This is a genomic window from Isoptericola sediminis, assembly GCF_013085345.1.
Lineage (GTDB): Bacteria > Actinomycetota > Actinomycetes > Actinomycetales > Cellulomonadaceae > Isoptericola > Isoptericola sediminis.
Genome location: NZ_JABFAJ010000011.1, coordinates 192,943 through 216,371, shown reverse-complemented (window position 1 = coordinate 216,371; position 23,429 = coordinate 192,943). Strand labels below are relative to the sequence as shown.

At 73.1% G+C, this 23,429-nt stretch carries 21 protein-coding genes; 7 read left to right on the top strand and 14 right to left on the bottom strand.

Features of this window, described 5'->3' with window-relative positions:
- Positions 1-113: 113 nt before the first annotated feature.
- From HLI28_RS06900 to HLI28_RS15935, 3 genes are read right to left on the bottom strand one after another with little or no spacing between them, the layout of a single operon-like run.
- Positions 114-608, bottom strand: coding sequence for a YbaK/EbsC family protein (locus HLI28_RS06900; protein ID WP_171246761.1), 495 nt, complete (start codon positions 606-608; stop codon positions 114-116).
- Complete coding sequence (locus HLI28_RS06895) at positions 605-943, bottom strand: DUF2087 domain-containing protein (protein ID WP_171246760.1); 339 nt, start codon at positions 941-943, stop codon at positions 605-607. The genes HLI28_RS06900 and HLI28_RS06895 overlap by 4 nt, the downstream gene beginning before the upstream one ends.
- Positions 940-3,243 (bottom strand): D-alanyl-D-alanine carboxypeptidase family protein, encoded by a 2,304-nt coding sequence (locus tag HLI28_RS15935; protein ID WP_171246759.1) that lies wholly within the window; start codon positions 3,241-3,243, stop codon positions 940-942. The genes HLI28_RS06895 and HLI28_RS15935 overlap by 4 nt, the downstream gene beginning before the upstream one ends.
- 181 nt (positions 3,244-3,424) lie before the next feature.
- Here HLI28_RS15935 and HLI28_RS06885 point away from each other — a divergent pair, with 181 nt between their 5' ends.
- The 3 genes from HLI28_RS06885 (at position 3,425) to HLI28_RS06875 (ending at position 6,386) form a co-directional block, all read left to right on the top strand.
- Positions 3,425-4,213 (top strand): LamB/YcsF family protein, encoded by a 789-nt coding sequence (locus HLI28_RS06885; RefSeq protein ID WP_171246758.1) that lies wholly within the window; start codon positions 3,425-3,427, stop codon positions 4,211-4,213.
- The gene (locus HLI28_RS06880) at positions 4,210-5,784 is read left to right on the top strand and encodes a 5-oxoprolinase subunit B/C family protein (protein ID WP_171246757.1); all 1,575 of its coding nucleotides are present in this window, start codon (positions 4,210-4,212) and stop codon (positions 5,782-5,784) included. The genes HLI28_RS06885 and HLI28_RS06880 overlap by 4 nt, the downstream gene beginning before the upstream one ends.
- 116 nt (positions 5,785-5,900) lie before the next feature.
- Positions 5,901-6,386, top strand: a complete 486-nt coding sequence (locus HLI28_RS06875) for a hypothetical protein (protein WP_171246756.1) — start codon at positions 5,901-5,903, stop codon at positions 6,384-6,386.
- 23 nt (positions 6,387-6,409) lie between these two features.
- On the opposite strand, the gene HLI28_RS06870 is transcribed toward HLI28_RS06875, so the two are convergent.
- Positions 6,410-7,657, bottom strand: coding sequence for an amidohydrolase (locus tag HLI28_RS06870; RefSeq protein ID WP_171246755.1), 1,248 nt, complete (start codon positions 7,655-7,657; stop codon positions 6,410-6,412).
- Between the two features lie 58 nt (positions 7,658-7,715).
- Here HLI28_RS06870 and HLI28_RS06865 point away from each other — a divergent pair, with 58 nt between their 5' ends.
- On the top strand, positions 7,716-7,994 hold the full coding sequence (locus HLI28_RS06865) for a YrhK family protein (protein WP_171246754.1): 279 nt from the start codon (positions 7,716-7,718) through the stop codon (positions 7,992-7,994).
- Between the two features lie 19 nt (positions 7,995-8,013).
- Here the strand turns inward: HLI28_RS06865 and HLI28_RS06860 are convergent, their stop codons facing one another.
- On the bottom strand, positions 8,014-8,862 hold the full coding sequence (locus tag HLI28_RS06860; RefSeq protein ID WP_171246753.1) for a siderophore-interacting protein: 849 nt from the start codon (positions 8,860-8,862) through the stop codon (positions 8,014-8,016).
- A 78-nt stretch (positions 8,863-8,940) separates the two neighbouring features.
- Between HLI28_RS06860 and HLI28_RS06855 the strand changes: the two genes are divergently transcribed.
- The gene (locus tag HLI28_RS06855) at positions 8,941-9,417 is read left to right on the top strand and encodes a hypothetical protein (RefSeq protein ID WP_216077442.1); all 477 of its coding nucleotides are present in this window, start codon (positions 8,941-8,943) and stop codon (positions 9,415-9,417) included.
- Positions 9,418-9,585: 168 nt separating this feature from the next.
- On the top strand, positions 9,586-14,070 hold the full coding sequence (hrpA, locus tag HLI28_RS06850; RefSeq protein WP_343035705.1) for an ATP-dependent RNA helicase HrpA: 4,485 nt from the start codon (positions 9,586-9,588) through the stop codon (positions 14,068-14,070).
- Between the two features lie 33 nt (positions 14,071-14,103).
- Here hrpA and HLI28_RS06845 read toward each other — a convergent pair whose 3' ends face one another.
- Positions 14,104-15,876: an RNA-binding domain-containing protein gene (locus HLI28_RS06845; RefSeq protein WP_171246751.1), complete on the bottom strand. Its 1,773-nt coding sequence runs from the start codon at positions 15,874-15,876 to the stop codon at positions 14,104-14,106.
- Between the two features lie 208 nt (positions 15,877-16,084).
- On the opposite strand from HLI28_RS06845, the gene HLI28_RS06840 reads away from it, so the two are divergent.
- On the top strand, positions 16,085-16,315 hold the full coding sequence (locus HLI28_RS06840; RefSeq protein ID WP_171246750.1) for a PspC domain-containing protein: 231 nt from the start codon (positions 16,085-16,087) through the stop codon (positions 16,313-16,315).
- Between the two features lie 53 nt (positions 16,316-16,368).
- Here the strand turns inward: HLI28_RS06840 and HLI28_RS06835 are convergent, their stop codons facing one another.
- From HLI28_RS06835 to HLI28_RS06800, 8 genes are all read right to left on the bottom strand, one after another.
- Entirely contained in the window at positions 16,369-17,268 is a 900-nt protein-coding gene (locus HLI28_RS06835; protein ID WP_171246749.1) for a type II secretion system F family protein, read from the bottom strand.
- 1 nt (position 17,269) lies between these two features.
- Positions 17,270-18,199, bottom strand: coding sequence for a type II secretion system F family protein (locus HLI28_RS06830; protein WP_171246748.1), 930 nt, complete (start codon positions 18,197-18,199; stop codon positions 17,270-17,272).
- The gene (locus tag HLI28_RS06825) at positions 18,196-19,665 is read right to left on the bottom strand and encodes a TadA family conjugal transfer-associated ATPase (protein ID WP_171246747.1); all 1,470 of its coding nucleotides are present in this window, start codon (positions 19,663-19,665) and stop codon (positions 18,196-18,198) included. The genes HLI28_RS06830 and HLI28_RS06825 overlap by 4 nt, the downstream gene beginning before the upstream one ends.
- Complete coding sequence (locus tag HLI28_RS06820; protein ID WP_171246746.1) at positions 19,665-20,891, bottom strand: CpaE/TadZ family protein; 1,227 nt, start codon at positions 20,889-20,891, stop codon at positions 19,665-19,667. The genes HLI28_RS06825 and HLI28_RS06820 overlap by 1 nt, the downstream gene beginning before the upstream one ends.
- Positions 20,888-21,637: a Flp pilus assembly protein CpaB gene (gene cpaB / locus HLI28_RS06815; protein ID WP_171246745.1), complete on the bottom strand. Its 750-nt coding sequence runs from the start codon at positions 21,635-21,637 to the stop codon at positions 20,888-20,890. Before cpaB ends, HLI28_RS06820 begins: the two co-directional genes overlap by 4 nt.
- Positions 21,638-21,647: 10 nt before the next feature.
- Entirely contained in the window at positions 21,648-22,685 is a 1,038-nt protein-coding gene (locus HLI28_RS06810; RefSeq protein ID WP_171246744.1) for a pilus assembly protein TadG-related protein, read from the bottom strand.
- Positions 22,673-23,080: a TadE/TadG family type IV pilus assembly protein gene (locus HLI28_RS06805; protein WP_171246743.1), complete on the bottom strand. Its 408-nt coding sequence runs from the start codon at positions 23,078-23,080 to the stop codon at positions 22,673-22,675. Before HLI28_RS06805 ends, HLI28_RS06810 begins: the two co-directional genes overlap by 13 nt.
- An 89-nt stretch (positions 23,081-23,169) precedes the next feature.
- Positions 23,170-23,355 carry a Flp family type IVb pilin gene (locus tag HLI28_RS06800; protein ID WP_246246469.1) on the bottom strand — a complete coding sequence of 62 codons (186 nt, stop codon included), beginning with the start codon at positions 23,353-23,355 and terminating at the stop codon, positions 23,170-23,172.
- Positions 23,356-23,429: the final 74 nt, after the last annotated feature.

The following is a 23,429-nucleotide window of genomic DNA, read 5'->3' as shown; positions in this document are numbered from 1 at the left end:
GCCAACGGCGGGCTTCGCGGTCGGATGCCCCCTTCGGTCCTGACCACGATCGAGTGTTCACCCCTCCGACCGGTTCGTCCAGCGGGACACGGCACGGAGGAGCCGGGGATTGCTCAGGGAGACGCCTCGGGGTCGGTGACGTCCGCCACCTGGGCGTTCAGCGCTCTGAGCAAGGCGTCGGCGTCGAGCGTCACCCCGACACCGTGGCCACCGGCCCCGACGGACACGGTACCTGCTGCAGGGATCCTCGCATCGGCAACCACGGGCCACGCGTGCCGCGCACCGAACGGCGTGATGGTGCCACGCTCGAACCCCGTGACCTCTCGGGCGACCTCGGCGTCCGGCATGGAGAGACGGTTGACGCCGAGCAGCGCCCGCAACCGGGGCCAGGCGATCGTCCGGGTCCCCGGGACCAGCACGAAGAGGTAGTCGTCGACCCCGCGGCGCACCACCATCGTCTTGAGCAGACGGTCCGGCGACACGCCCCGGGCGGCCGCCGCCTCGGCGAGGGAGCCCACGCGCCCGTGCCGCCGGACGACGTACTCGAGGCCGGACGCCTCCAGCGCCGCACGGACCCGGCGCTCGGGTTCGGGCTCGACGTCGTTCACGGGGACTCGCCCAGCGCGCGGTCGGCGATCTCGACGGCGTCGGGCTCGGGATCGTGCTCGGTCCGCACCGTGCGCCAGTACTCCGCTCCGTCCCGGGTGCGGCTCACCAGCCCCTGGTCGACCATCGCCCGGCGCAGCGCGACCGGGTCGCGGGCCAGCTCACCGAGCCGGTCGGTCAGCTCGCGCTCGGAGACCGGCTCGAGCAGGCGTGGCATCGCGACGGTCGCGAGGTAGCCCGTCACGGCGACCTTGTCGCGCCACCGGCGGGGACTGCGCTCCAGGCGACCGTTCACGAGGAACCGTCGCGGGTCGTCGCTCGAGGACGTCCGGTTCACGGGGTCGTGTCGGACCCGTCCGCCGAGGTCCCGTCGTCCGTGCCGTCGTCCGCCGAGGTGGCGTCGAGCTCGTCACCGGTCCCGTCGGTGCGGGAACCCGCGACCTCCTCCTCGCGCTGGGCGTACTCGCTGTCGTCGCCGGTCGACTCGGGGGCGCTCTGCTCCGACGTCGAGGAGTCCGTGGTCGACGACGTCGATCCGCTGCTCGAGTCGGTGCCCGAGCTGTCCGTCCCGGAGGTCGGCGTCGGGCTCGAGGACGGGGTCGGGCTGGTCGACGGCGACGGGCTCGTGGTCGGTGTCGGGCTCGTGGTCGGCGTCGGGCTCGGGCTGGTCGACGGCGACGGGCTCGAGGACGGCTTCGGGCTCGGGCTGCTCGACGGCTTGGGGCTCGAGGACGGCTTCGGGCTCGGGCTGCTCGACGGCTTCGGGCTGCTCGACGGCTTCGGGCTCGACGACGGCTCGGACGTCGAGCCGCTCTTCGCGTCGGACTTCTTGGTCGTGCTCTTGGAGCCGCCGCCCGAGGTGTCCTTGGTGCTCGATCCCGAGCCCTTCGTCCCGGTGCTGTGGGTACCGGACCCCGAGGCCGTGGACCCTGAACCCTTCGACGACCAGCCGGCACCCCCGGCGGTGGCCACGTCGTGGCTCGACGCCGCGCGGTCGGGAACCGGGCCGGCGGCGAAGAACTCGAAGTGCCAGGGCTCGGGCTTGCTGCCGTTCGGGCGCGCCCAGGTCGGGTTGTCCCAGCCGTAGTCGGGGGCGTGCACGCGCATCCAGACGTACTCCGCGGAGTAGCCGGTCGAGATCGGCGCGCTGAGGTCGAGCGCGAGGCCCCACCCGTGGTTCGACGTACCCGGCACCGCGGCCAGGTGCGGCTTGGCGGCCCGGACCGCGACCTGCGACTCGTACGACCGGTACGAGTCGGTGATCGGGATGTCGACGCCGAACCGGGCCCGGTACTCCGCGTTGAGGGCGGCGAACTGGGCGGCGGCGTCGCACCGCAGGAGGTGACCGGGAGCGGAGGCGATCCCGCAGAGCACGGAGGCCGGGATGCGTCCGTTGCTGAAGCCCGCGGTCGACCCGGCGTGCTGGTCGACGACCGCCTGGAGCGTCGCGGACAGCGACCCGGCACCGGTGAGCGGCATGCCGTTCGCCGTCACCGCCACCCCGTCGTCGGAGACGAAGGTGCCGTCGGGCAGCTCGGTCACCGCGGGCCGGATGTCGACGACGAAGGACGCGGAGGCCGGGTCCAGCAGCGCGGCCAGGTGCGTCGCCGCCACGACGATGTCGTCGAAGGTCACCGCGCCGTGGTCGTGCGCGTCCTCGTCGTGCGTCTCGACCTGGCCGGCGGCCCCGAGCGCGAGGCCCTGGGCAGCCGCGCCGACCGAGCCCTGCACGCCGGCCGCGAGAGCGTCGCCCTGCCACACGTGGCGGACCTGGAACGTGGACTCACCCTCCACGAGGCTCTCCCAGGTGGGCAGCTGCAGACCGAGTCCCGAGAACGCGCCCACGTCCTGGGGCAGCGGTTCGAGGTCGTCCACCTCGGCGGTCGGGGCCGGGCCGGGGGCGGGAGCCGCGTCCTGCGGGGCGGCGGCCTCCTCGACCACGCCGTCCTGCTCCGGCGCGCTCTTCTGCTGCTGCTCCGGAGCGTCCTTCTCGTCCTGCGGGGCCTCCGACGGGGCCGGGGAGTAGGACGGTGACGGAGCCGGCTCCGGGGACGCCTCGGCGGGCGGACGGAGGGACCCCCCGGTCAGCTCCTCGGGGGCGACGAGGTCGTCGGGCGAGGACACGGGCGGACCGGCCGGCGGGATGTCCGCGGGCGCCGGCTCGACGACCTCCGGCAGCTCCGCGTCGTCCAGACCCGGGACGGCCTCCGCCTGCTGCTGCGCGACATAGGTCGTCAGGAGCGCGCCCAGCTCGGCGGCAGCCTGCTGGACCTCCGGTCCGAGCTCGCGTCCGTCCTTCAGCGCGGTCAGCTCGGCCTGCTCGATGACACCCAGGACCTCGTCGATCGACGCCGGGCCCGACCGCGAGGCGGCGCCCACCACGCCGAGCTCGAGCGGCTCGCTCTGGACGGGTGCGGAGAACGTCGGGTGCTGGCGGAACTCGTTCCAGGGCGTGCTGGCGACCGACCCGGCCATGAAGCCCGCGGCCAGCACGACCGCCCCGGCCCCTGCCCCGACGACCCGCCCGAGGCGACGTCCGCGACGGCGACCGCCCGCGGCGAGACGAGCATCGTCGGACGTCAGAGGGCGCGCCACGTCCTCGCTGCCGATCTCCGTCGAATCGAGCTCGTCCGCCACGTCGTACCCTTCTCGACCCCGTTTGTCCTGGCTGGACGCATCTTCGCACAACACCTCGAGGATACGTGGCCCCTGTCACATTCCACCACCTACTGTGTGCCACGCATTCGCTGCCCGCCACCCCTCCGGCACCGACGAGCGGGCGAAGTTTTCCCGGCCCGGGACGGGGCACACTGGCGTCATGAGGACGTCGGACGCGGACACCCCGCGACGCATCGACCTGAACAGCGACCTGGGCGAGGGCGTGAGCACCTCGGAGCACGCCGGGGACGCCCGCATGCTCGAGATCGTCTCGAGCGCCAACATCGCCTGCGCTTTCCACGCGGGCGACCCGGCGACCATCCACCGCACGGTCCACGCGGCGGTCCGTCGGGGCGTGACCGTCGGGGCGCACGTCGCCTACAACGACCGCGAGGGGTTCGGGCGCCGGGACCTGGAGGTGCCCAGCGACGAGCTCCGGGCCGACCTCGTCTACCAGCTGGGGGCGATCCGCGAGATCGCCCGCAGCGCGGGCACCACGGTCCGCTACGTCAAGCCGCACGGGGCCCTCTACAACACGGCGGCCGTCGACGCGCGGGTCGCCGAGGACGTCGCCGCCGCGGTCGTCACCGTCGACCCCGAGCTCGTCCTGCTGGGCCTGCCCGGCAGCGTCGCCCTCGACGCGGCCCGTGCGGCGGGTCTCGTGACGGCCGCCGAGGCGTTCGCCGACCGCGCCTACACCGCCACCGGCCGGCTCGTGCCGCGCAGCGTGGAGGGAGCCGTCCTGCACGACCCGGAGGAGGTCGCCGCCCGGATGCTGCGCCTGGTCCACGAAGGTGTCGTCCGGTCGATCGAGGGCACGGACGTGACGATCGTCGCCGACTCCATCTGCGTGCACGGCGACACCCCGGGCGCCGCGAGGATGGCGGCCCGGCTGCGGGAGGTGCTCACCGGGGCCGGGGTGAGCCTGCGTCCGTTCGTGACGTCATGACGCCGCAGATCCGGCCGGTGGGCGACGACGCCGTGCTGGTCACGTTCGACGCCCCGGGATCGGCCGTCGCCCTGCACCGGTCGCTGCGACGCCGGCCGCTGCCCGGCGTCGGGCACACCGTGCCGGGCGCGCGGACGCTGCTGATCCCCTTCGCGCCGGGCCGCACCGACGCCGCGACGCTCGCCCGGGCGCTGCGGACGCTCACCGCGGACCCGCCGCCCGACCCGGAGGAGGCGCACCGGCACGAGCTCGCCGTGGTGTACGACGGCGAGGACCTGGCGACCGCGGCGGAGCTGCTCGGATGGTCCGTCGAGCAGCTCGTCCGCCGGCACACGACCGCCACGTGGCGGGTCGCGTTCATGGGGTTCGCCCCCGGCTTCGGCTACCTGGCGGGCGACGACCCCGCCCTGTCCCTGCCCCGCCGGGACACGCCCCGCACGCGGGTCCCGCCCGGTGCGGTGGCCATGGCCGGCGACTACAGCGGGGTCTACCCGCGCGAAAGCCCCGGAGGATGGCAGCTGCTCGGGCGGACCGACGCCGTCGTCTGGGACACCGCACGCCGGGCGCCCGCGCTGTGGCGGCCCGGGGACACCGTGCGCTTCGCCCCGGCACGGGAGGTGGCCACCGTCCGCGTCCCGCGACCGTCGACCCCGCCGGGCGCTCCCGCCGACCCGGTCCTGGAGGTGCTGGCTGCCGGGCTGCAGACGCTCGTGCAGGACCTCGGCCGCCCGGGGAGCGTGGACCTCGGCGTCTCCGGCTCCGGTGCGGCCGACCCCCGCAGCTTCCGGGCGGCGCAGCGGGCCGTCGGCAACCGGACGGACGCCGCCGCGCTGGAGACGCTCGGCGGCCTGCGGCTGCGCGCCCTGCGCCCCGCCGTCGTCGCCACGGCGGGCGCGGCCGCCGACCTCGAGGTGACCGGCGGGACCGGGCCCTCCCGGGCTCCGCTCCCCGGTCGGCCGTTCGTCCTGGCCCCCGGCGAGGAGCTCTCCGTCGGCGCTGCGCGCCGGGGGCTGCGCACCTACGTGGCCGTCCGCGGGGGTCTCGACGTCACCCCGGTCCTGGGGTCGCGTGCCACCGACCTGCTCGCCGGTCTGGGACCGGACCCGGTCACCGCCGGGGACGTCCTCGGTACCGCCGGGGACGCCGTCGAAGCCGTGGCGACCGCGGACACCGGCGCCCCGGACCCCGCGAGGCTGCCCGCCCCCGGCGACGTCGTGACGCTGCCCGTGGTCCTCGGCCCGCGGGACGACTGGTTCACCCCCGACGCGCTCGACGTGCTCGCCTCCCAGGAGTGGGAGGTGACGGCCCGGTCGGACCGCGTCGGCCTGCGCCTGACCGCGGAGCAGCCGCTCACCCGGACCGCGACGGCACAGGGTGCCGAGCTGCCCAGCGAGGGTGCGGTGACCGGTGCGCTGCAGGTACCGCCCGACGGCCTGCCCGTGCTGCTCGGACCCGACCACCCGTTGACCGGCGGGTACCCGGTCGTGGCCACCGTCGCGGCCTCGCACCGGTGGCTGCTCGGCCAGATCCCGCCCGGTGCGCGGATCCGGTGCCGGCCGGTCCGGACCTGACCGCCGACCGGGCATCCGTGGACGACGCCGCGTCACCGCCCACTGTGCGCAACATCTCCACGAGTCGCCCCGACGTCCCCCCGGCACTCAGGGCGCTGACCAGGCAGAATCGGGCCATGACGTCAACGCTGACCATGCCGCCGGCCCGCGCGAAGCAGCGCGGGGCCACCCGGATCGCCGCCGCCAGCCTGCTCGCCCTGGCGATGATGCTCGGCGCGTGCTCCGCCCCGGCGGACGTCCAGCAGTTCATCGACGCCGCGCAGAGCCAGGCCGAGGCCATCGAGGGCGACCTGCGCGAGCTCGAGGAGCAGGTTCCCGACGTCCCCGACGAGGTGCAGACCTCCATCACCGACGCCGTGGCGTCGGCTCAGGCCGCCACGGACGAGGCCCGCACCGCCCTCGACCAGGCCGCGGAGTCCGAGGACGGAGCGGTCGTGGCGCTGCAGGACGCGCAGGTCGCGCTCGAGGCGGCCTCGGCCGAGGTCGCGAACGCGACGGAGGAGGCCCGCTCCGCCGGGTCCGAGCAGGTCGCCGACCTGCTCGCCCAGCTCCAGACCCAGCTCGACGAGCTGCGCGGCGAGACCGAGGACGCCGCCGGCTGACCCGACCCGGTCCGGCAGGGCCCTCAGTCGAGCCAGGCGGTCGCGGCACCGACCAGCAGGGCGACCCCGAGGTCGAGCGTCGGGTCGAGGACCGGCGCGAACTCCGGCGAGTGGTTCGGTGCGACGCCCGCGGGCAGGCTGCCCATCCCGGCGAGCGACGCCGGGTCGACACCGGCGAAGAGCGCCGGGTCCGCCCCGCCCACGTGCCAGTAGACGAGCGGGGCCCCGGCGGCCGCCGCCAGCTCCCCGACGTCCTCCGAGCCCGCGATGGGCGGCATGGCGACCACGGCGGGAGCCCCGCCGGCCCGACGGATCGCGTCGTCGTGCGCCGTCAGGACGTCCCCCAGCGCCGCGCCGGTGCGGTGCGAGGCCTCGGGGTCGTTGACCAGCACCCCGAACCCGGCGATCTGCTCGTACTCGGGCGGTCGCGGCGCCCCCGAGGCGACGGCCTCGGCGTCGACGATCCGGTGCACGGCCGCGAGCACCCGCTCGCGCACGCCCTCGTCGAACGTGCGGACGTTGACCAGCAGCTCGGCCCGGTCGGGGATGATGTTGGCCTGCGTCCCGGCCCGGATCGACCCCACGGTCACGACGGCCTTCTCCGCGATGCCGACCTCGCGGGACACGACACCCTGCAGCCGCTGGACGACCGCGGCCGCCAGGAGCACGGGGTCGACCGTCGACTCGGGGCTGGAGCCGTGACCGCCGCGTCCGTGCAGGGTCACGCGCAGGGAGTCGGCCGCGGCCATCGCGGGTCCCGGCGTGAGGTTGACCGTCCCGACCGGGAACGGCATCACGTGCTGCCCGAGCACCACGTCGGGGGTCCCCACCCGCTCGTACAGCCCGTCCTCGACCATGGCCCGCGCCCCGGCGCCGACCTCCTCGGCGGGCTGGAACAGCACCTGCAGCGTCCCCGACCACTCCCCGCGACGTGCGGCCAGGTCGGCGGCGGCACCCAGCAGGCAGGTGACGTGCACGTCGTGACCGCAGGCGTGCATGGTGCCGGTCTCCTGCGAGGCGTACGGCAGGCCGGTGCGCTCCGTCACCGGCAGCCCGTCCATGTCGGCGCGCAGCAGCACCGTCGGCCCGTCGCCGTTGGCCAGCACGCCCACCACGCCGGTACCGCCGATCCCCCGGTGCACGGCGTACCCCCAGCCGCCCAGGCGGTCGGCCACGATCCCGGCGGTGCGGTGCTCGGCGAACGCGAGCTCGGGATGGGCGTGCAGGTCGGTGCAGATCGCCGTCAGGTCGGCGCCGGTGAGGGTGCTCATGGCCGCATGATGCCGCGCCACGGGTGCCGCCGTCGCTCCCGGGTGCCACCATGACCAGATGCCCGAGGATCGCGACATCACCCTGCGCATCGGTCACGAGGAGCTCGTCGTCCGGCAGCGCTACGAGACCGCCAGCATCGCCAACGACGTCCTGATCGGCCTGTGGTTCGTCGTCGGCTCGGCCCTGTTCTTCTCCGAGTCCACGGCCACCGCCGGCACCTGGCTGTTCCTGCTGGGCAGCATCCAGATGCTCCTGCGCCCGGGGATCCGCCTCCGGCGACGCCTGCACCTGCAGCGACTGGGCTCCCCGCACGCGGAGACCGCGCGCGACTTCTGAGCGTGTCGCCGCCCGCTGCTCAGTCGGGGTCGACGGGATCCAGCGGCTGCTCGTGGTCGTGGTTGACCGTGCCGCGACGCCAGTAGCCGGCGATCGACATGCGGTCCGCGCCCAGGCCGAGCTCCCGGCGCAGGTGACGGCGCACGGGCACCAGGTCCCCCGCCTCACCGAGCCCGACGACGTACTCGCCGTCGTCCAGGGGACCCAGGGCACGGACCGCCTCGGCGAGCTGGCCCGGGCCGCCGGTGCGGTAGAGGAGCTCGACGTCGGCACCGCCGAGCTCCGACTCCACGAACTCCTCGTCGACGTCGTCGCCGATCTCGACGATCGCGGTCACCCGCACGTCCGGTCCGACGGCCGCGACCCAGCGGGCGGCGGCGGGCAGGCCGGTCTCGTCGACGGCCAGCGTGAGTCGGTCGACGCCGTCCGGCACCCCGTGGCTGACGTGCGGTCCGGCGAGCACCAGCTCGTCGCCGACCTCGGCCCGGGCGGCCCAGGCCGACGCCTGGCCCGCGTTGCCGTGCAGCACCCAGTCCAGGTCGACCTCGGCCGCGCCGTCCCGCGTCCGCGCGTCGCGGACGGTGAGGTCCCGGGAGACCGAGACGCCCGCGGTGGGCCGCTGCAGGCCGCCGTCGGGGGCGAGCGTGGGGGCGTGCAGCTCGCCGGTGGCCGGGTCCGGCAGGAAGACCTTGACGTGGTCGTCCGGGCCGGGGGCGCGCAGAGCGGCGAGGGACGACGGCGCGGCCGGGTCGGCGCCGTCCACGTCGCGCAGGGTCGTGCGCACCATGGACCCGGTCAGCTCGTGCACGGCGTGCACGCGGACCCGTCGCGGGACGATGTCGAACGAGGAGCGGGGTCGCGACGACATCTCTCGATTCCATCACGCCCGCCGGGGGCCGGGCCACGAGACCTGGCGACCGGGTACCACGTCGGGGACACTGGAGAGGTGAGCGATCCCTACCAGCCGCCGCCGTCGGACGAGCCGACCCCGCCGTCCGGCGGGAACCCGCCGCCCGGGTACGGGCAGCAGCCGCCCGGGTACGGGCCGCAGCAGCCCGGCCCCTACGGCACGCCCCCGCCGGAGAACCCGCAGCAGCCCGGGCAGCCGCAGCCCGGCTATCCCCCGGCGGGCTACCCGCCGCCGTACACCCCGGACCCCCCGGGCAAGGTCATGGGGATCGTCGGCTTCGTGCTCGCGTTCGTGTTCGCCCCGGCGGGCATCGTCGTGTCCGCGCTGGCGCTGTCGGACTCGAAGAAGGTCGGCTACGACAACGTCCTGGGCAAGTGGGGGCTGTGGTTGTCGATCATCTTCACGTCGATCGGCGTGCTCCTGGTGATCGGGTACCTCGTGTTCTTCATCGCCGTGTTCGGGACGATGGGCACCGAGATGACCGTGTCGTCGGGCGTCCTGTCCGGCGTCTGATCAATCAGCTTGCGTCTCTTGCGACAATGAGAGGTCGTGAGCACCGAGCCCTCCCCCGCCCCGCAGCCCGTCGGCGACCCTGGTCGCCCGACGGGCGGTAGCCGACGGCGGCGCCGCGGCCGCGGGAAGGGGCGCGGTCCCGGCGCCGGGACCGCGGGACCGACCCGTGTGAGCCGTGCGGAGCTCGACCGTGCCGCGGAGATCCGGGACGCCGTCGTCGTCCCGGAGATCACCTACCCGGAGCAGCTCCCCGTCTCGGTCCGACGCGAGGACATCGCCGCGGCGATCCGCGACCACCAGGTCGTGGTCGTCGCCGGCGAGACCGGGTCCGGCAAGACCACCCAGCTGCCCAAGATCCTGCTCGAGCTGGGCCGCGGGCGGGCCGGGCAGATCGGGCACACGCAGCCCCGACGCATCGCCGCGCGGTCCGTCGCCGAGCGGGTGGCCGAGGAGCTCGACGTCGAGCTCGGCGGTGTCGTCGGCTACCAGGTGCGGTTCACGGACACCTCGTCCGACGAGACGCTGGTCAAGGTGATGACGGACGGCATCCTGCTGGCCCAGATCCAGCGGGACCCGGAGCTGCTCGCCTACGACACGATCGTCATCGACGAGGCGCACGAGCGGTCGCTCAACATCGACTTCCTGCTCGGCTACCTGTCCCGGCTGCTGCCCCGGCGCCCGGACCTGAAGCTCGTCATCACCTCCGCGACCATCGACTCCGAGCGGTTCGCCGCGCACTTCTCCCCGGCCCACCTGGCCGAGGTCGGTGGCGCACCGCCCGCCGTCGTCGAGGCGCTGCCCGACGCCGCCCCCGTCGTCGAGGTCTCCGGCCGCACCTACCCGGTCGAGATCCGCTACCGCCCGCTGGTGCCCGAGGCCGAGCAGGGCACCGGGAAGAAGAAGGCGGCCGGCGGTGAGGAGAAGGACCTCGTCACCGGGATCGTCGAGGCCTGCGACGAGCTGATGCGCGAGGGGTCCGGCGACATCCTCGTGTTCCTCTCCGGCGAGCGCGAGATCCACGACGCCGCCGACGCCCTCGAGGGGCACCTGAAGGAACGCGTCCGCGACCCGAAGCGCCCCGACCACGTCGAGATCCTGCCGCTGTACTCGCGCCTGTCCTCGGCCGAGCAGCACCGGGTGTTCCAGTCCCACCCGGGCCGGCGCATCGTGCTGTCCACGAACGTCGCCGAGACGTCGCTGACGGTGCCCGGCATCCACTACGTCGTCGACCCGGGCACCGCCCGCATCTCGCGGTACTCCAAGGCCACCAAGGTCCAGCGCCTCCCGATCGAGCCGATCAGCCAGGCCTCCGCGAACCAGCGCTCCGGGCGGTCCGGGCGTGTGGCCGACGGCATCGCGATCCGCCTGTACTCGCCGGAGGACTTCGAGAACCGCCCGGAGTTCACCGAGCCCGAGATCCTGCGCACCTCGCTCGCCTCGGTCCTGCTGCAGATGATCTCGGTCGGCGTGGTCGGCTCCCCCGACGACGTCGCACGGTTCCCGTTCGTCGAGCCCCCGGACACGCGCGCCGTCCGCGACGGCGTGAACCTGCTGGCCGAGCTCGGCGCGCTCGCCCGCCGACGGGCGCGCGACGGCACGGCGTCGGGCGAGGTGCACCTCACCGACGTCGGACGCCGGCTGGCCCGGCTGCCCATGGACCCGCGGCTCGCGCGGATGGTCCTCGAGGGGTCACGGCTCGGCGTCGCCCGCGAGGTCGCCATCATCGCCGCGGCGCTGTCGATCCAGGACCCGCGGGAGCGTCCCGCCGACTCCCGCGAGCAGGCCGACCAGTCGCACGCCCGGTTCACCGACCCGACGTCGGACTTCCTCACCTATCTGAACCTGTGGGAGTACCTGCGCGAGCAGCAGCACCAGATGGGCTCCTCGGCCTTCCGCCGGCTGTGCAAGAGCGAGTACGTCAACTTCCTGCGGGTGCGCGAGTGGCAGGACGTCGTCGCCCAGCTGCGGCAGATGGCGAAACAGCTCGACGTCGACATGCGCTACCGCCCGGCCACGACCGGCCCCTCCGAGACCGACGGCGCGGAGCCGGACGCGGAGAGCTGGAAGCGTCCCTGGGACGGCGACACCATCCACCGGGCGCTGCTGTCCGGGCTGCTGTCCCAGATCGGCATGCAGGACACCGGCGAGATCAAGGCGTCCTCGGTGGCGCACCTGCGCGGGGAGGCCCGGGCCCGGGCGTTGCGCCAGGCCGCCAAGCGGGCCCGGAACGAGTACCTCGGCGGACGTGGCGCCCGGTTCGCGATCTTCCCCGGTTCCCCCCTGAGCAAGAAGCCGCCGGCGTGGATCATGGCCGGCGAGCTCGTCGAGACGTCCCGGCTGTGGGCCCGCGACGTCGCGCGCATCCAGCCCGAGTGGGCCGAGGAGCTCGCCGGCGACCTGGCCAGACGCACCTACTCCGACCCGCACTGGTCGACCAAGCAGGGTGCCGCCATGGCCGCGGAGAAGGTGCTGCTCTACGGCGTCCCGATCGTCGCGGACCGCAAGATCCTGTACGGCAAGGTCGATCCCGAGGCCGCGCGGGAGATGTTCATCCGGCACGCTCTGGTCGAGGGGCAGTGGACCACGCACCACGCCTTCTTCGCCGAGAACCGTCGGCTGCTCGCCGAGGCCGAGGAGCTCGAGGCGCGGTCGCGTCGGCGCGGGCTGGTCGCCTCCGAGGACGACCTGTACGCGTTCTACGACGAACGGGTCCCCGAGTCCGTGGTCAGCGCCCGACACTTCGACTCCTGGTGGAAGAAGGCCCGCCGCGACGACCCGGACCTGCTGACGTTCACGCTCGACCAGCTCGTCGACGCCGAGGCGGTGGACACCTCCGAGTTCCCGGAGACGTGGACCCAGGGCGAGGTCACCCTGCCGCTGACCTACCAGTTCCAGCCCGGGAGCGACGCCGACGGCGTCACGGTCCACATCCCGCTGTCGATCCTCAACCGGGTCTCCCCCGACGGGTTCGACTGGATGGTGCCCGGGCTGCTCGACGAGCTGTGCACGGCCACCATCCGGTCGCTGCCCAAGGCCGTGCGCCGCGAGCTCGTGCCGGCACCCGACGTCGGCGCCGCGGTCGCCGGCTGGCTGCGGGAGAACACCCCCGCCTGGGAGGACATGACCCGGGCCGGCGACATGGCGTCCCCGTTCCACGTCGAGTTCACGCGGGCCGTGCGGGCGCTGCGCGACGTGGTGATCCCGGACGACGTCTGGGACGACGAGCGGGTCGAGCGACTGCCCGGCCACCTGCGGATGACGTTCCGGGTCGAGGGCTCCGCGGACGCCGACGGCCCCGCACGCGACGCCGGGCCGGCCGGTGGTGGCCGCCGCAAGTCCGGGAAGAAGCAGCGTGGCCGGGGCGCTGCGCGTTCGACCGGTCCCGTGGTGCTCGACGAGTCCAAGGACCTGCTGTCGCTGCAGAAGAAGCTCGCGCCGCAGGCGGAGGCCGCGGTGCGGTCGGCCGTGAAGGGGGCGGTCGGCGTGGCGCTCGAGGAGGCGGCCCGGGCCACCTCGGGTCGCTCAGGAGCGCCCGGGGTCGAGGCGTCGGACGCGCCGCCTCGCTCACGGGCCCCGGGGGGCCCTCCGCTACGGCTGGACGGCGGCGCATCCGACACCCCGACCCCTGGCTCCGCAGGTTCGTCCGGGTCCGGGCGGTCCGACGGCGGTACCAGCGCCGGGGCTTCCGCTCCTGGGTCCGTCGTGGCGGAGCAGGAGGGGCTGACGACGTGGCCGGAGCTGCCGGACGGGGTGCTGCCGGCGACCGTGTCGACCGACCTGGGTGGCGGCGTCGTCGTGCAGGGGTACCCCGCGCTGGTCGAGGAGCCGGGGGCGAAGGGCTCGCCCCCGTCGGTGGCGCTGCGGGTGCTGGCCGCCGCCGCGGAGCAGGACGAATCGCACGCCCGCGGGGTGCGCCGGCTGCTGCTGTCCGAGACGGCGCTGCCGACCGGGCGCATCACCTCGCGGTGGTCCGCGAAGCAGTCGCTGACGCTGGCGGCCGCCCCGTACCAGAACACCGACGCCCTGGTCGACGACCTGCAGCTCGCCGCCGTCATCGCACTGACCAGCGCGGACGCGGACAAGGCTCCCGGGACGCCGACCGGCGGACCCGTTGGTGTACAGATTCGTGATGCGGACTCGTACGCGAAGGCGCTCGCGTTCGTGCGCCGGCACCTGGAGGACGAGGTGCACCGGGTCGTCGGGCACGTCGTCGCCGCGCTCACCGCCTGGCGGACGGTCGAGAGCGAGGTCAAGGCGTCCTCGTCCCTCGCGCTGCTCAACACCCTCCAGGGTGTCCGGGAGCACGTCGCGGGCCTCGTCCACGACGGTTTCGTCTCCGCGACCCCGCCGCGCCGCGTCCCGCACCTCGTGCGCTACCTGCGCGCTGCCTCGTACCGGCTGGAGAAGGCCGAGGCGAACCCCCACCGCGACGCCGAGCTGGCGTGGCGCCTCCAGGACGTCACCGGCGTGTACGAGAAGGCTCGCGAGGCCTACGCCGCCGGGGCCGCCGACCCGGCCCGCGCCGCCGAGCTGGCCGAGGTCCGGTGGCTGCTGGAGGAGCTGCGGGTCTCGCTGTTCGCCCAGCAGCTCGGCACCGACGGGTCGGTCAGCGAGAAGCGGATCCGCAAGGTGCTCACCCCCGGTGGCTGGTGACCCCCATCACCGGTAGGGAACCAGCAGTATTCCTCAGTCGAGATCAAGTTCCTCAGACTGCGGCCGATCCGCAGGTCGCACCGAGGCGTCCTGACCAGCTACAGCTTTCGGCCCTGGCCCGTAGGTCACCGAGGTGCCGCGTGTCGCCTTGGAGGTCCGGACGAGGAACCCCCGATCGACAAGATCACGCAGCAGACGCGAGGTGGTCTGGACGTCGAGATCGAGCATGAGGCGGACCATGCGCGAGTTGATCATCCCGGCTTCCTTGACGAGCGCGATCACCTTTCGATCGAGCTGATCGGCCGTCCGCCTTCGGTACGCGACTGCCGACCCGAGCGCAGCCACGGGTTCCTCGCGCAGTCGATAACGCGGGAACGTGTTCCGTCGCGTCTCTCGCGTCGGTTCGATCAGACGAACCTCGTCCGAGGCAAGCCGGTCCAGAACCGCTTGAGTCTCAGCGACGTCTGGTTTCTGCAGTCTTGGAGTCATTTCTCGGGCGTCAACGAGCCGCTGCGTCAAGAGGGTGAGGAGAACCATCAGCATGTCCGCATCTTCGGCTTCGTCAGCAGGAAGGGTCGAGACGAACCGCGTGAGACTCGCGTTCGGGGCCCCGCCCCGGAGAGTAACCGTCACCGACTCCGGATCGGCCTGGTAAACCGGAGGCTGGTGGCCAATCCGAGCCATCTCGGCGTACATCCTGTCGACGCCGGTGCCTGCGGTCTCCGCGAAATCGAGTCCACGAATGGCCTGAGCGAGGCTTCCGTTCCGGGTGCGGGACGACGTAGTCAGCACGTTGTCAGCCCGGACACCGGTGACGAAGCCGCCGGGGGAGGTCACCGCGAGCCGAGTCGGCGAATGTTCTACGGTGACTCGATCGGTACGCCGGTAGTCGCGATGCATGACAGCGTTGACGACAGCCTCACGTACCGCGGCGTCTGGAAGGTCACCGACCTGCAATTGCTGCCCTGAGCCAACACTCACCGACGTCCGGTCGATGCGCACCTCGACCAGGTCGAAGACCCGCTGGAGGACAGTCACGAGCGGCCCGGAAAGCTGCTCGTTCGCGGCGAGCGCACCCGTCGGCGTGCGGCGGAAGACATAGGCGACAAGGACAGGGAACTGGTCCAGCCCGCGGAAGAGCAGCGCCCCGGCATTGGTCAGCGTGTTCCTCTCCGTGACTACGCCGAGCCCGCGGAGCATCTCGACCGTTGCCCCCCGCGCCCTTTCACGACGTCGTGGGTCGACCGAACGTTCCAGGCGAGAGCGCGCGACGGCGACCGCTACGTCATCAACGGCGTTGACCTCTACCCCTGAGTCATGGGCCGACCAGTCATCGCCTTGGCGTTCAGCGACAAGAGAAGCGATTCGGTGCGTCGACATCGGCATGCAGGACGTGCCGACGCGCTCGGTAGGCATCTTCGACTTGACTTTGTGGACAGTCACACCGCGCGGCACGTGGACGGCCAACACGTCCCCGCCCTGATGCGTGACGGCTTCTACCTCGACCAGAATCGAAGGATCGGTCAGTTCGTAGATCCGCTTCCTCGTCCCGTCGCTGTCGAGCGTATGGCCGACGAACGCGTCGGGGCCGGCGACCCGATCGGCTACGCCGACCACGACCGTGCCGCCCCCAGCGTTGGCGAAGCAGGCCACAGCGTCAGCGAGGTCCTCCAGGGTGTCTTGGACCGATCGTGGCTTCTGCGTCTTGAAGTCGAGCGTCTGCGTCTCTGCAACGTCGGCTGTGCCGCCCGCGTGGATCGCGTCCAGCACGCTCAGGAGTTCGGCTCGACGCATCGGTTTCTCCATCCTTTTGCGCAACCCTGTCAAGCCAGGATAGACACAAACGTCGGAGAAAGTGCGCCACTGACCCCACGGCCGACGGGTCGGTCAGCGAGAAGCGGATCCGCAAGGTGCTCACCCCCGGGGGTTGGTAGGCGGGGGCGGGCCCTTGATCAGGGTCGGACCAGGGCGTTCCCGGATGCCGGAGCGTCGTCGTCCCGCCTAGGGTCGGACCATGAGCAATCCGCAGAAGGACTCCGCAGCCAGCTCCCGCAAGCTCTACCGCCCCCGCCAGGGCCGAGTCATCGGCGGCGTGTGCGCCGGCATCGCGGACTACTTCGGGTGGGACCGGACCCTCGTCCGGGTCCTGACCGTCGCGTCCATCTTCATCCCCGGCCCGCAGGTGCTGGCGTACATCGTGTTCTGGATCCTCATGCCGGACGAGCGCAAGGCGTTCGCGGCCTGATGCCCTCGTGACCCGGCGGCCGGGGCCCGGCCCCCGGCCGGGACCCCCGTCGGTCAGAGCTGCAGGAACGCGCTGATGATGTCGATGACGACGGGCGTCATGATGACGATGAACAGCACCGGCAGGATGCACAGCATCAGCGGCATGAGCACGAGCACCGGCACCCGCTGCGCCTTTTCCTCGGCCCGCTGACGACGCCGCACGCGCATCTCCGACGCCTGCGTGCGCAGCACGTCGCCGATGGAGACACCGTGGGCGTCCGCCTGCAGCAGGGAGCGGACGAAGCGCCGCAGGTCGACGACGGCCGTGCGGTCGGCCAGGTCCTCGAGCGCCTGGCGGCGGGAGAGGCCCATCCGCATGTCCTGCAGGGTGCGGGTCAGCTCCTCGGCCAGCACGCCGTGACCGTTCTGCGCGACACGGGACAGCGCCGACTCGAACCCGACGCCGGCCTCGACGACGATCGTCAGCTGGTCGAGGGTGTCGGCCAGCTCGACCTGGATCTGCTGCTCGCGGTGCTGCGCCCGGGAGAGCAGGAGCAGCTCGGGCAGGAAGTAGCCGACGACGGCGACGACGAGCACGGTGCCGGTGAGCAGCGGGGACGCGTTCGCGGCCACCGCCCACAGCACCAGCAGGACGCCGACCGGCGCCCACAGCAGCTTCACGGCCAGCAGGCGGTCGACCGGCCAGTCCGGTGGACGCCCGGCCCGCACGTACTGCCGTTCGAGCAGGCCGACGACCGGCGCGGCGGTCAGCCGGCGGCCGAGGGCCGCCTGCCGGGGCGGGGCCGCGGACGTCGTCCCCAGCGACCGCGCGACGGGTGACGCGACCCGGCCACGGTGCAGGTTCTCCACGGTGCGGCGTCGTTCGGGGGCGAACGCCCCGAGGACGAGCCAGATGCCCAGACCGACGGCGGTCGAGACGGTCAGGACGGCGAGCATCACGGGTGGCGTCATCTCAGAACCTGATCCTCACGACCTTGCGCATCCAGATCGACCCCACGACGAGCAGGAGGGCCGCGACCACCAGCGCGACGATCCCGAGGGGGTGCTGGACGAACGGGGCCAGGTAGGTGGGGTTCGTCAGGAGCAGGAACCCCGCGACGACGAACGGCAGCGCGACGAGGATGACGCCCGAGAGCCGTCCGTCGGCCGAGAGCGCGTCGACGTGGCGGCGGATCTGGTTGCGTTCACGGATCGTGACGCCCACGCCGTCGAGCACGTCGGCGAGGTTGCCGCCGACCTCGCGGTTGATGGTGATGGCCTGGGCGACCCAGCTGAAGTCCTCGTTGGCCATGCGGATCGCCGCCTCCTCCAGCGCCAGGGAGAGCGGGCGCCCGACCCGCGTCTCGTTGACGATGCGCGCGAGCTCGGCGCTGGTGGGGTCGTCCGCCTGCTGCGCGACGCCCGCGAGCGCCTGCAGCAGGCTGTGCCCGGCACGTAGGCTCCCCGCGACCAGCTGCAGCGTGTCGTCGAGCTGGTCCGCGAACGCCGCCCGACGACGGCTGGTCCGCACCCGCACCCAGAGCACCGTGGCCACGGGCGCCACCAGCGCGAGGAGGAGCATGAGCCACGGGCCGCCGATCAGCAGTCCGACGGCACCCAGGACGACGAACGCCACCAGGACGAGGAAGACCACGTCCTGGGGACGACGGCGGACGCCGGCGAGGTCCAGGGCGATGGCGACGCTGCCCTCGCGGCGCCGCATCGCCCTGGCCACCAGCCGTGTCGCGGTCGCCGCCGCGTCGGCCAGCCGGCCGTCCTCGGGGGCGGCGTCGGGGCGGCGTCGGGACCGGGGGAGGTGCGCCCGGTGCGGTGCGATGAGCACCAGCGCACCGACGGTCAGCGCGAGGCCGACGGTGAGCGGTCCCCACAGCGCCGGGTTCACAGGACCCTGACCGGGTCGGCGCCGAACACGGTGGGCGGGAGCGACACACCCCGCTCCTCGATGTGCTCCGAGAACCGCGGGCGCACCCCTGTCGGCCGCGCCCGCCCGAGGAACCGGCCCGTGGCGGGGTCCGTCCCGGCGGCGTAGTCGAACGTGAAGATGTCCTGCAGCGTGACGGTCTGCCCCTCCATCCCGTGCACCTCGGTCACCGAGGTGATCCGGCGGGTGCCGTCGCGCAGCCGCGTGAGCTGGACGACGACGTCGACGGCGGAGGAGATCTGCTCACGGACGGCCCGCAGCGGCAGGTCCATCCCGGCCATCAGCACGAGGGTCTCCAGGCGGGACACCGCGTCCCGCGGGGAGTTGGCGTGCACGGTCGACAGCGAGCCGTCGTGGCCCGTGTTCATCGCCTGGAGCATGTCGAGCGTCTCCCCGCCGCGGACCTCGCCGACGACGATGCGGTCGGGACGCATGCGCAGGGAGTTGCGCACGAGGTCGCGGATGGTGATCTCGCCGCGGCCCTCGAGGTTGGGCGGCCGGGACTCGAGACGCACCACGTGCTCCTGCTGGAGCTGGAGCTCGATGGCGTCTTCGATGGTGATGATGCGCTCGTCGCCGGGGATGAACGCCGACAGCACGTTGAGCAGGGTCGTCTTCCCGCTGCCGGTGCCGCCGGAGACGATGACGTTGAGCTTGGCCTCGACGCAGGCGTGCAGCAGGTCGGCCATCTCGGACGTCATCGTGCCGAACCGCAGCAGGTCCTCGACCTTGTACGGGTTCTGCGCGAACTTGCGGATCGTCAGGGCGGAGCCGTGGAACGCGAGCGGCGGGATGATCGCGTTGACGCGCGAGCCGTCGTCGAGGCGGGCGTCCACGAGCGGCGAGGCCTCGTCCACCCGCCGCCCCATCCGCGAGACGATCCGCTCGATGATCTGCCGCAGGTGCTCCTCGGAGGTGAAGCGCACCGCCGTGCGGCTGAGGAGGCCCTCCCGTTCGACGTAGACGGCGTCGTGGCCGTTGACCATGATCTCGGAGACGTCCGGGTCGTCGAGGAGCTGCTGCAGGGGGCCGAGCCCCAGCACGTCGTGGCGCACCTCCTCGATCAGCCGCTGGCGCTCCTCGCCCGACAGGGGTGACCGCTGCGCCTCGACGACGGACGCGAGCTCGGACCGCACGAGCTGGTGGAGCTGCTCCTCGTCCAGGCGGGGGTCGGTCAGCCGGGACCCGAGCCGGGAGTAGAGCTCGGTGACCGCCTGCTCCTTGAGGTGGGTCAGCGGGTCCTGCTCGTCACCGACGGTGCTGCGGGGCTGCCGGGCACCGGTCTCCGCGGCGGGCCGCGGCGGCAGCGGGACGGTGAGCTCCGGGTCGGAACCGGCCGGCCCGTCGAGCAGGTGGCGACCGGTGGTCTCGGGGGGTACCTGGCCGGCGACGCGCTTCGCGGCGGCCAGGCGGGACGCCAGATCCATCAGGACCTCACCTTCACGCCGATGCGGGGCCTCGTCCGCCCGCTCGACGCGCTCGCGGGCTGGTAGAGGGTCTGGAGCCTGCGGAGCACCTTGGCCGCCGGGTCGCGCGGCTGCCGGGTGGTGAGCGGTTCACCCATGTTCATCGACACGACCGCGGCCCGGCTGTGCGGCATGGTCAGGTCGACCCGGACGCCGAGCGTCGCCTCGACGTCCGCCAGGCTGAGGCCGGCCCGCGGGTCGGCGAAGTTGAGCATGATCCGTCGCGACTCCGTGAGCATGCCGAGCTCCGTGAGCGCGTCCAGCTCTTTGCGCAACCCACGGACCCCGGGCACGTCCATGCTCGTGACCAGCAGCGGGTCGGTGGTGTGGTCCGCGGCGGCGAGGGTGTGGGCGCCGAGCCCCGCGGCGGTGTCGATGACGACGTGCTGGAAGAGGTCCGTGAGCTGGTCGAGCAGCTCCCCGACGTGCTCCGGGGTGACAACGTCGGCCGAGGCCGGGTCGTTCGGTGCACCGGCGACGAGCAGTCCCGACGGGTGCTGGGCGAGCCGCGTCTTCAGGGCGATGGGGTCCTGGTGACCCCCGTGGGTCACGATGTCGCCGAGCGTCGACTCCGGCTCGAGGCCGAGCGCGGTCGCGACGTCCCCGAACTGGAGGTCGAGGTCGACCAGCACCGTCGACCCCGGCTGCGCGGACGCCAGCCCGACCGCGAGGTTCGTGGCCACGGTCGTCTTGCCGACGCCGCCCTTCGGCGACAGGACGGAGATGACCCGGCGCGGCGACGAGGCGTCCAGGACCGGGTCCCAGCTCGCGGTGCCGGACGGCTGCGCGCCGGAGCTGCCCGGGGCCCGCCGCACGCGGGCGGTGTCCGCCACCCTCGCCAGCACGTCCCGCATCTCGTCCACGGTGACGTGGGGTGGCACGACGTCCCGGACACCGGCGCGCAGGGCCTCGATCATGACCGACTCGTCCGGTGCCGAGACGAGCACGAGGCCGACCCCGGGGAAGAGCCGGTCGAAGCTGCCGGCCAGCGCCAGCGCCTGGTCGCGGGCGTGGGTGGCGTCGAGCACGACGACCTCGGGCAGGTCGGTGCGGCGCACCTGCCCCAGGAAGACGGCCGGGTCCGTGGGCAGCGGGCTGGCGTGCACACCGACGCAGGCCCCGTCGGCCGCGGCGTGCACGCGGTCGAGCAGCGCCCGGGAGTCGGTGGCGATCAGGACGTCGCTCATTCGAAGATCACCTCCGGGTCGACGATCCGCGTCGCTCCCTCCTTCGCCTCCTCGGGTTCGAGGGAGAGCCAGATGTCGGCGTACTCGGCCGCGAAGACGAACTTCTCGGCGTCCGGCGGAGACAGCGCGACGGTGACCATGATGGCTTTCTCCGGGGCGGTCTCGGTCTCCTCGCCGTCCTCGGTGCGCTGCTGCTGGATGCCGCCGCGGACGTCGGTGACGAGGACCTTGTGAAAGACCAGGTGGGTCGACGACGACGAGTCCCCGCCGTCCTCCTCCCCGTCCCCCTCGCTCTCCATCGAGACGAAGACGCCGACCGTGTCACCGGGCTGCACCGCCCCGCCGACGACCCGCTCCGTGGTGAGCTGCAGGCTCAGCGTGTGGAAGCCCTGGGGCACCTCGACCGAGCCGTCGAGGTCCTCGGGGGCGACGAACCGCTCCGCGACGACCTGCTCACCGGGGAGCAGGTCGGCCGTGGCGACGAGCCCCTCGAGATCCGCGAGATCGCCGACCGCGCCCGGGACGACCGCCCCGGCCGGCACCTCCGTGCTCACGACGTCCTCCTCGAGGGTCAGCCCGTCGGCCGGAGTCCCCTCGGGGACGGTCTCCACGACGGTGAGCACCACGGTGGGTTCCAGGTCGGCCATGGCCCGGCTGTCGGCACCGGCGGCGTAGCTGTAGGTGAGCACGCCCCCGGCGAGCGCCAGGAGTGCGGCCACGACGGCCGCGATGATGCGACGGTTCACAAGGGTCTTCCTAGTCTTCAGTCAGGGTGAGCTCGACGACGGCGGCGCCGAGCTGAGGTCCGTCGGTGCCGAGCTCGAACCCGCCGGTCGCGTCCACGAAGTGTTCGAAGGTCCCCCGCAGGCAGCGAGCGGAGGGATCGAGCCCCTCGTTCTTGCAGAGCTTCGAGTCGCCGTCGCTGTGGTACTGGCCGGTGAAGTCGTACCCGATCAGCGTGAAGGCCGCGAACCCGAGGAGGCGGTACTCGCCGTTCGCTCCACCCGACGCGTTCTCCTCGGAGAAGATCGGGATGAGGATCGTCTCGCCGAGCATGTCGTCGAAGTCGCTGGGGTCGCACTCGTTGGGAGGGGACTCGCCGGGGGACGACGGCACCCAGTCGCCGACCGAACCCACGGGGCCGGTGCAGCCCTCTGAACCCTCGAGCCACCCGAATCCGCCCGGCAGCACGTTCCCGGACGGCCCGGTGCAGTCCGAGTCGCTCGTCTTGGTGAACTCGAAGGTCACGGGCTCGGCATCCTGCGGGAAGTCGACCCCGACCAGGGCGCCGTCCTCGTAGACCTCGACGGCACCGGCCTGATGGACGACCTCGCAGTAGGACAGGATGTAGGGCAGCATCCCGGCACCCGCCGTGGGGTGTCCCCACTTCGCGGTCGCCACCGCGGCGACGGCACCCTCGTCCTCGCCGATGACCGGCGCGAAGAAGTGGTTCCGCGAGGAGTCCGTCCGGACGGTGACCACACCGGCCGCGGTGTCGAGCGTCGTGATCGTCGCCGTGGGGTCCCCGCCGAGCGGGGTGTTGGCGTCGGCCATCTCCTCGGCCGTCGCGTCGGTGCCGGTGCACTCGTCGCGAGCGCAGTCCTGGGCGACGGCCAGGGCCGCGGCGTCGGCTCCGGTCTGCAGGATCTGCTTGTCGGCGTGCAGGGCCGCGATGTCGACGGCCAGCGCGGCGACGGCGAACAACGGGACGGCCAGCAGGCCGACCATGACCGCGGAGGCCCCGCGGTCGGCGGTGGCACGGAGCCGGCGGAGCCGGTCGGTCAGCCGTTGCATCGCATGGTCCCCGATCCGGTGAGGTCGACGGCGAGGAAGCCGCCGAGCAGGGAGACGTCGGCCACGGTGATGTCCACGCTCGCGTTCTCGGGCGCCCCGTCGGCGTCGCAGCCGGCGGCGGGCGTCACGGTGATCTGGTCCGCCGTGATCACCACCGACGGTGCCGCCGAGGAGATGGCCGTCGTGCGGGCCTGGCTCGCGGGGTCGGCGTCGTCGGACAGCGCGAGCACGCGCACCCCGTCCCGGGCGGCGTTCCCGAGCACGGTCTGCACGTGGTACGCGTACCCGAAGCTGACGATGCCGAGGACCAGGGCGATCAGCACGGGCGCCACGAGGGCGAACTCGACGGCGGCGGCGCCGCGGTCGGTCGCCGTGGGAGTGCGAGGGATCGTCATGGTCCTTCCGAGGGCTGGGATCGGGCAGCGCCGGCCTGGTGCGCCGCCGTGGCGCTCCGTGCACGCACGGAGCGCCACGGCACGACCGGTCAGCCGCCGGCGCCGTCCACGCCGGACGGACCCTCGAGGGTCTCGGTGATGGAGGTGAAGAGGGCGTCGAGCTGGGTGCCGAGGATGAGGACCGCGCCGATGATGACGACGGCGATGAGACCGACGAGGAGGCCGTACTCGACCGCGGACGCACCGCGGTCGGCGCGGCGAGCCACGACGGTCATGAATCGGTCACTGATGAGATTCAGGAGGTGCATGGTTCGTCCATTTCTGCTTCGATGCCGACGGATCGCAGGTC